Here is a 6,829-nt window from a genome sequence, read left to right on the forward strand (position 1 = left end):
GAGACAGAGGCGGCTTGCTAGCGTCTGCGTGCGAGTCGCGCGCGTGTCGCGCGCCGGATTCGCCGAGTTCCAGGGAAACGACGGGGGAGGACCACGATCATGTCCGTTGACCGTGCAGAAGAGGCCGAAGCCATCGAGAACGGCGCCGACGGCGCGACGGCGGGGGCGGCGGCCGTACGCACCTACACCGTCGCCCCGGGCGTCCGGCTGAACGTCCGCAGCGGCCCGGGTACCGGGTACAACCTGGTCCGCGTGCTGCCGGAGGGCGTCCGGGTGCCGATCTACTGCCAGTCGCCCGGCACCCGGGTGTCGGGCCCCTACGGCACGACGAACATCTGGGACCTCATCGACAACGGCGAGTACGTCTCGGACGCCTTCGTGCACACCGGCAGCGACGGCTACATCGCGGCCCGCTGCGGCTGACCCGAAACCCCGGCCCCTCCGACGCGGCCCCTCCGACGCGGCCCCTCCGACGCGGCCGGTCCGACGGGGGTCCGGCCACGGCAGCCGCCGCCGAGCCGCTCGGACCCTTGGCCCAGCGGGAGCCGCTGAGCCGGCCGGGGGGGGCTGGTGGGAGCCGCCGATGCGGCCGGGGTCTCGTCCCGGCGGCGGCCGCTGGCCCGGCGGTGTCCTGGCTCGGCGCTCGGCAGGAGTCTTCCCCGGCCGGTACAGGTCGCGCGACCTGTACCGGCCGGGGCCTGTCGCGTGACCCGTTCCGTCGGGCTCGCCGAATCGGCCGGGGGCCAGTCGTGCCGGGGTGCGTGACCCGCTCGGGGGGCCGCCGGCGCTCGGAGTCATAATCGTCTCGTGAGCGACGAAACCGGCACCCCGGACACCTCGGCGGGATCCACCGGCGGCACGGCCCAGGACGACAGCGCGGTCCAGGGCAGCGGCCCCCGCCCCGAGCCCCTGCGCTTCTTCGGCACGTCCTGGGTGGATCACGACAACGGCTACGCGGCCCGCCGCGCCGGCGCGGCCGTCGGCTCACTCGTCGCTGCCGTCGTCTCCTGCCTGGTCCTCCGCTTCGCCTTCGACGGTGTCCGGATCGCCGGCACCGGCTCCTTCGTGACCGTCCTGATCGTCGCCATGTTCGCGATCTGCAGCGCGCTCGCCTTCCGCAACACCTGGGAGGGCTTCGGCAAGCGCCACGACCCGCAGCGCCAGGCCTCCCTGCGCGGCCTGCTCGCCATCGGCTTCGTCGGCTCCCTCCTCGCCTACTTCTTCCGCTCCTTCACCGAGGCGCCGGGCGAGAAGCTGCACCGCGAGGAGTACGAGAGGGCGCGCGAGGCCCACGCCCGCCGAGCCACCCGCCGCACCGGCAACCCCTCGAAGAAGAAGCGCCCCCGGTAAATCGCCGCCCGGGACCCCGGGACCCCGGGACCCCGGGACCCCGGGCCACCAGGCACCGGGAGCCGGCGGCCCTGCACCGGCCCGGCCCGGCCCAACGCCGACGGGGCAGGGCCCGGCACCGGCACGTGCCCATCCCTGCGCCGAGCCCGCCCGGAACGTGCCCAGCCCGGCACCCCCCGGCATCGTCACCAGCACCGGTACCAGCACCGGTACGGCGGCCCGGCACAGGCACCCTCCGGCACCGGCACCGGCACCGGTACGGCCGAGCCCGGTACCGGCATCGCATGGCAGCGGCGTGTCACAGCCCCGCGCCGGTGTGGTGTTCGGTCCGGCCCGGTGGGCGTGGCCGTGTCGTAGACATGGAGCCATGACAGCCACCCAGTCGTTGCCGGCCGACCCGCACGCCCACCATTCCGCCCGGGCCGAGTCCTTCAACGCCGCCGCCGCCCAGTACGCCGCGAACCGCCCCTCCTATCCACCCGCCCTCTTCGACGCCGTCGAGGAACTGGCCGGCCGTTCCCTGCGCGGCGCCAGGACCGTGGACGTCGGCGCCGGTACCGGTATCGCCACCGCCCTCCTGCACGCCCGCGGAGCCGACGTCCTCGCCGTCGAACCCGGCGCGGGCATGGCCGCCGAGTTCCGCCGCACACTGCCCCACGTCCCGCTCGTCCGGGGCAACGGCAACGCCCTTCCCCTCGCCGACGCCCACGCCGACCTCCTCACCTACGCCCAGGCCTGGCACTGGACCGACCCGGCCCGCTCGGTGCCGGAGGCGCTCCGCGTGCTGCGGCCGGGCGGGGCGCTGGCGCTGTGGTGGAACACCGAGGCGTTGGACGTCGAGTGGATCGCCCGGGCCGCGGAACGCTGCGCCCGCTTCCTCGTCCCGGACCTCACCCAGGCGCAGCCCAAGGCCGACGCGCGCACCGAGCGGGCCGACCCCAGCGGACGCCTGTCCTTCACCCGCCGCACGGTCCGCTGGAGCCGCCGCGTCCCGGTCGACACCCACCTCGCCAACCTCGGCAGCCACTCGGCCTTCCTCCTCACCCCCGAGGACCGCAGGACCGCCTTCCTGGAAGAGGAGCGCACCCACCTGCTGACGGTCTTCCCGGACGGCCTGGTCGAGGAGACGTACGACGTCCTCCTGCTCGTCGCCCGCAAGCCCTGACCCGACGCTTCCCCTCCTCCCCCTTCCCCCTTGACGTCCCGTTCCCTCCGACAGATTATTCATCGCGTGATGAATAATCTGCCCGACCCTCCCTCCCCGTCCCTCACTCCCACCACCCCCGCCGTCCACGCCGAAGGCCTCACCGTCGCCCGCGGCCCCCGCACGGTCCTGCGCCACCTCGGTTTCACGGTCCCCCGCGGCCGGATCACCGGCCTGCTCGGCCCCTCCGGCTGCGGCAAGTCCACCCTCATGCGCTCGATCGTCGGCACCCAGGCCAAGGTCACCGGCACCCTGAACGTCCTCGGCCGACCGGCCGGCCACCCCACCCTGCGCAGCCGCATCGGCTACGTCACCCAGGCCCCCTCCGTCTACGACGACCTCACCGTCCGCCAGAACCTCGACTACTTCGCCGCGATCCTCGACCCCGGCCGCGCCGCCGCCGAACGCCGCCACCACCACGTCACCCAGGCCATCGCCGACGTCGACCTCACCAGCCACGCCGACACCCTCGCCGGCAACCTCTCCGGCGGCCAGCGGGGCCGCGTCTCCCTGGCCGTCGCCCTCCTCGGGACGCCCGAACTCCTCGTCCTGGACGAACCGACCGTCGGCCTCGACCCCGTCCTCCGCCGGGACCTGTGGCAGCTCTTCCACGACCTCGCCGCCACCCGCGGCGCCACCCTCCTCGTCTCCTCCCACGTCATGGACGAGGCCGAGCGCTGCCACCGCCTCCTCCTCATGCGCGAGGGCGAGATCCTCGCCGACGACACACCGGAAGCCCTGCGCACCCGCACCGGCACCGACACCGTCGAAGCCGCCTTCCTCCGCCTGGTCGACGAGGCGGCCGACGCGGACCGCACGAAAGAGAGCACTCGATGAGCCCGAGCCCCCTGAGCCCGGTGAGCACGATCTCCCCGACGGCCCCCACCACCGGCCCCGGCGCGCTCAACGCCTCCCGCACCGCCGCCACCGCCGCCCGGGTCCTGCGCCAGCTCCGCCACGACCCGCGCACCATCGCGCTGATGATCCTCATCCCGTGCCTGATGCTGATCCTGCTGCGCTATGTCTTCGACGCCAGCCCCCGCACCTTCGACAACATCGGCGCCTCGCTGCTCGGCGTCTTCCCGCTGATCACGATGTTCCTGGTCACCTCCATCGCCACCCTGCGCGAACGCACCTCCGGAACCCTCGAACGCCTCCTCGCCATGCCCCTCGGCAAGGCCGATCTCATCGCCGGCTACGCCCTCGCCTTCGGCACCCTCGCCGTCGTCCAGTCCGCCCTCGCCACCGGCCTCGCCGTCTGGCTCCTCGGCCTGGACGTCACCGGCTCCCCCTGGCTGCTCCTCCTCGTCGCCCTCCTCGACGCCCTGCTCGGCACGGCCCTCGGCCTCTTCGTCTCGGCCTTCGCGGCCTCGGAATTCCAGGCGGTCCAGTTCATGCCCGCGGTGATCTTTCCCCAGCTCCTCCTCTGCGGCCTGTTCACGCCCCGCTCCCACATGCACCCCGCCCTGGAAGCCGTCTCCGACGCCCTGCCCATGTCGTACGCCGTCGACGGCATGAACGAGGTCCTCCACCACCCGGACATGACGGCGACCTTCCTCCGCGACGTCCTGATCGTGGCGGGATGCGCGCTCCTGGTCCTGGGCCTGGGGGCGGCGACGCTGCGACGCCGCACCGCGTAGCCCCGGCGGGTGAAAACCGGCCCCTCCGGCCCCCGTTCCGCCCACCGGACAACCACCCCGCACGCCCGACCCCGGTGGGAAACTGATCCGCATGAGCCAGAAAGTCGCAGTCCTCGGCACCGGCAAGATCGGCGAAGCCCTGCTCAGCGGAATGATCCGGGCCGGCTGGGCGCCCGCCGACCTCCTGGTCACCGCCCGCCGCCCCGAACGCGCCGAAGAGCTCCGCGGCCGCTACGGAGTCAGCCCGGTCACCAACACCGAGGCCGCCAAGACCGCCGACACCCTGATCCTCACGGTCAAGCCGCAGGACATGGGCACCCTCCTGGACGAACTCGCCCCGCACGTCCCCGCCGACCGCCTGGTCATCAGCGGAGCGGCCGGTATCCCCACCTCCTTCTTCGAGGAGCGCCTCGTCGCGGGCACCCCCGTCGTCCGTGTCATGACCAACACCCCCGCCCTCGTCGACGAGGCCATGTCGGTCATCTCCGCCGGCAGCCACGCCACCGAGCGGCACCTCGCGCACGCCGAGGAGATCTTCGGTGGCGTCGGCAAGACCCTCCGCGTCCCCGAGAGCCAGCAGGACGCCTGCACCGCGCTGTCCGGCTCCGGCCCGGCGTACTTCTTCTACCTGGTCGAAGCCATGACCGACGCCGGCATCCTGCTCGGCCTGCCGCGCGACAAGGCCCACGACCTCATCGTCCAGTCCGCGATCGGCGCCGCCGTGATGCTCCGCGACAGCGGCGAGCATCCCGTCAAGCTCCGCGAGAACGTGACCTCGCCGGCCGGCACCACGATCAACGCCATCCGCGAACTGGAGAACCACGGCGTACGCGCCGCCCTCATCGCAGCCCTCGAAGCCGCCCGCGACCGCAGCCGCGAACTCGCCTCCGGCAAGAAGGACTGACCCGGCAGGCCCAGGCCACCCCGCGGGCGGCGGCATCTCGCCGCCCGCGGAACACGGCCGGCCGGCTAACGGGCGGCGCTCAGCGAAGGCTCCGCCACGGGAGGCAGCAGCCCGATCGCCCTGTAGGCCGTATCCACCATCGGCCGGGCCAACGCCCGCGCTTTCTCCGCACCATCCCGCAGCACCCCCTCCACATACGCCGGATCGGCGCACAGCTCCCGGTGCCTGGCCCGCAGCGGCCGCAGCACCTCCACCACCGCCTCCGCGGTGTCCTTCTTCAAAGAGCCGTACGAGTCGTAAACGTCCGCCAGTGACTCAGGGTTCCCGCCCGTGCACGCAGCGAGAATGTCGAGCAGATTCGCGATCCCGGGCCGCTCCTCCCGGTCGTAGGCGACCTCCCGGCCGCTGTCGGTGACCGCCCGCATCACCTTCTTGCGCACCGTGTCCGGCTCGTCGAGCAGATAGACGACCCCTGTCCCCGAGTCATCCGACTTCCCCATCTTCCGCGTCGGGTCCTGCAGGTTCATCACCCGCGCCGCCACCTGGGGCAGCGTCGTCCTGGGCACCACGAACGTGTGCCCGTAACGCTGGTTGAACCGCACCGCCAGATCCCGGGTCAGCTCCACGTGCTGCGCCTGGTCCTCCCCGACCGGCACCTCGTCCGTGCCGTACGCCAGGATGTCGGCCGCCATCAGGACCGGATACGTCAGCAGCGACAGCCGCACGCTGCCACCGCGCTCCTGTTCCTTCGCGGCCTTCTCCTTGTACTGGATCATGCGCCGCATCTCGCCGTCGGTCGCCACGCACTCCAGCAGGTACGACAGCCGCGCGTGCTCGTCGACATGGCTCTGCAGGAACACGGTGCACACGTCGGGGTCGAGCCCGGCCGCCAGCAACAAGGTCGCCGTCTGCCGACTGAGCCTGCGCACCCGCGCAGGGTCGTGGTCCATGGTCAGCGCGTGCAGATCCACCACACAGAACAGCGAGTCCGCCCGGTACTGGTCCACCTCGGCCCAGCGCCGCATGGCTCCCAGGTAGTTGCCCAGGGTCAGGTGCCCGGTCGGCTGAACCCCACTGAAGACCCGAGTCATCTCCGCTCCACCTTCTGATCGGGACCGCCGCTCCTGCGGCCGGCCCCCTTCAGTCGGAGGGAGATACGAGAACGGCCGCCGAAGCGGCGGCCGTTGAGTGCATACGTGAGCCGGCCGCCGTCAGGCGGCCCACCAGAACTGGGTGCACGTACGCGTCATCACGTCCTCCACAGTACGCCTCCGGAGTGCTCCCGGGGGAGCGAGTTGACACACCCCGCGCCGATCCGTAGTGTTCTCCGAGTTGTCCGACGTGAGCGCCGACTTCGGTCGGTCCCCGGACAGCCATTCCGCAAGTACCAGTCACTCATTCGACGCTCCGGTGTCGGCTGTTTTGGCGTACGTATTTGCGAAATGAGGAATCCGCGTTCGAAAGGGCGCCGGCCCCCGATTAGCTCGGGAGCCAGGAATCCGCTAAAGTCTCACTCGTCGGAACGGCCCAACAGCCGCGAAGGCAAACCCCGCTGACTGGGGATCAGACGCCGAAAGGATCTGATAGAGTCGGAACCGCCGGAAAGGGAAACGCGAGAGCGAGAACCTGGAAAGCGCCGAGGAAATCGGATCGAGAAAAGATCTGATAGAGTCGGAAACACCGAAGGGAAGCCCGGAGGAAAGCCCGAGAGGGTGAGTACAAAGGAAGCGA

The 6,829-nt window shown here is 71.8% G+C and carries 7 protein-coding genes; 6 read left to right on the top strand and 1 reads right to left on the bottom strand.

Annotation, left to right across the window (positions count from 1 at the left end; genetic code table 11):
* Positions 1–99: 99 nt before the first annotated feature.
* From FHS34_RS41230 to proC, 6 genes are all read left to right on the top strand, one after another.
* Positions 100–423 carry an SH3 domain-containing protein gene (locus FHS34_RS41230; RefSeq protein WP_184975897.1) on the top strand — a complete coding sequence of 108 codons (324 nt, stop codon included), beginning with the start codon at positions 100–102 and terminating at the stop codon, positions 421–423.
* Between the two features lie 384 nt (positions 424–807).
* Complete coding sequence (locus FHS34_RS41235; protein WP_184975900.1) at positions 808–1,350, top strand: EamA/RhaT family transporter; 543 nt, start codon at positions 808–810, stop codon at positions 1,348–1,350.
* A gap of 367 nt (positions 1,351–1,717) precedes the next feature.
* Positions 1,718–2,515: a class I SAM-dependent methyltransferase gene (locus FHS34_RS41240; protein WP_184975903.1), complete on the top strand. Its 798-nt coding sequence runs from the start codon at positions 1,718–1,720 to the stop codon at positions 2,513–2,515.
* 66 nt (positions 2,516–2,581) lie between these two features.
* Positions 2,582–3,391, top strand: coding sequence for an ABC transporter ATP-binding protein (locus tag FHS34_RS41245; RefSeq protein ID WP_372478657.1), 810 nt, complete (start codon positions 2,582–2,584; stop codon positions 3,389–3,391).
* Positions 3,388–4,194 (top strand): ABC transporter permease, encoded by an 807-nt coding sequence (locus FHS34_RS41250; RefSeq protein ID WP_221510112.1) that lies wholly within the window; start codon positions 3,388–3,390, stop codon positions 4,192–4,194. Before FHS34_RS41245 ends, FHS34_RS41250 begins: the two co-directional genes overlap by 4 nt.
* Before the next feature lie 91 nt (positions 4,195–4,285).
* Positions 4,286–5,098, top strand: a complete 813-nt coding sequence (proC, locus tag FHS34_RS41255) for a pyrroline-5-carboxylate reductase (protein ID WP_184975909.1) — start codon at positions 4,286–4,288, stop codon at positions 5,096–5,098.
* A gap of 65 nt (positions 5,099–5,163) precedes the next feature.
* Here the strand turns inward: proC and trpS are convergent, their stop codons facing one another.
* Positions 5,164–6,189 carry a tryptophan--tRNA ligase gene (gene trpS / locus FHS34_RS41260; protein WP_184975912.1) on the bottom strand — a complete coding sequence of 342 codons (1,026 nt, stop codon included), beginning with the start codon at positions 6,187–6,189 and terminating at the stop codon, positions 5,164–5,166.
* Positions 6,190–6,829 lie beyond the last annotated feature (640 nt).

This window comes from Streptomyces echinatus (assembly GCF_014203595.1).
In the GTDB taxonomy this organism is placed as follows: domain Bacteria; phylum Actinomycetota; class Actinomycetes; order Streptomycetales; family Streptomycetaceae; genus Streptomyces; species Streptomyces echinatus.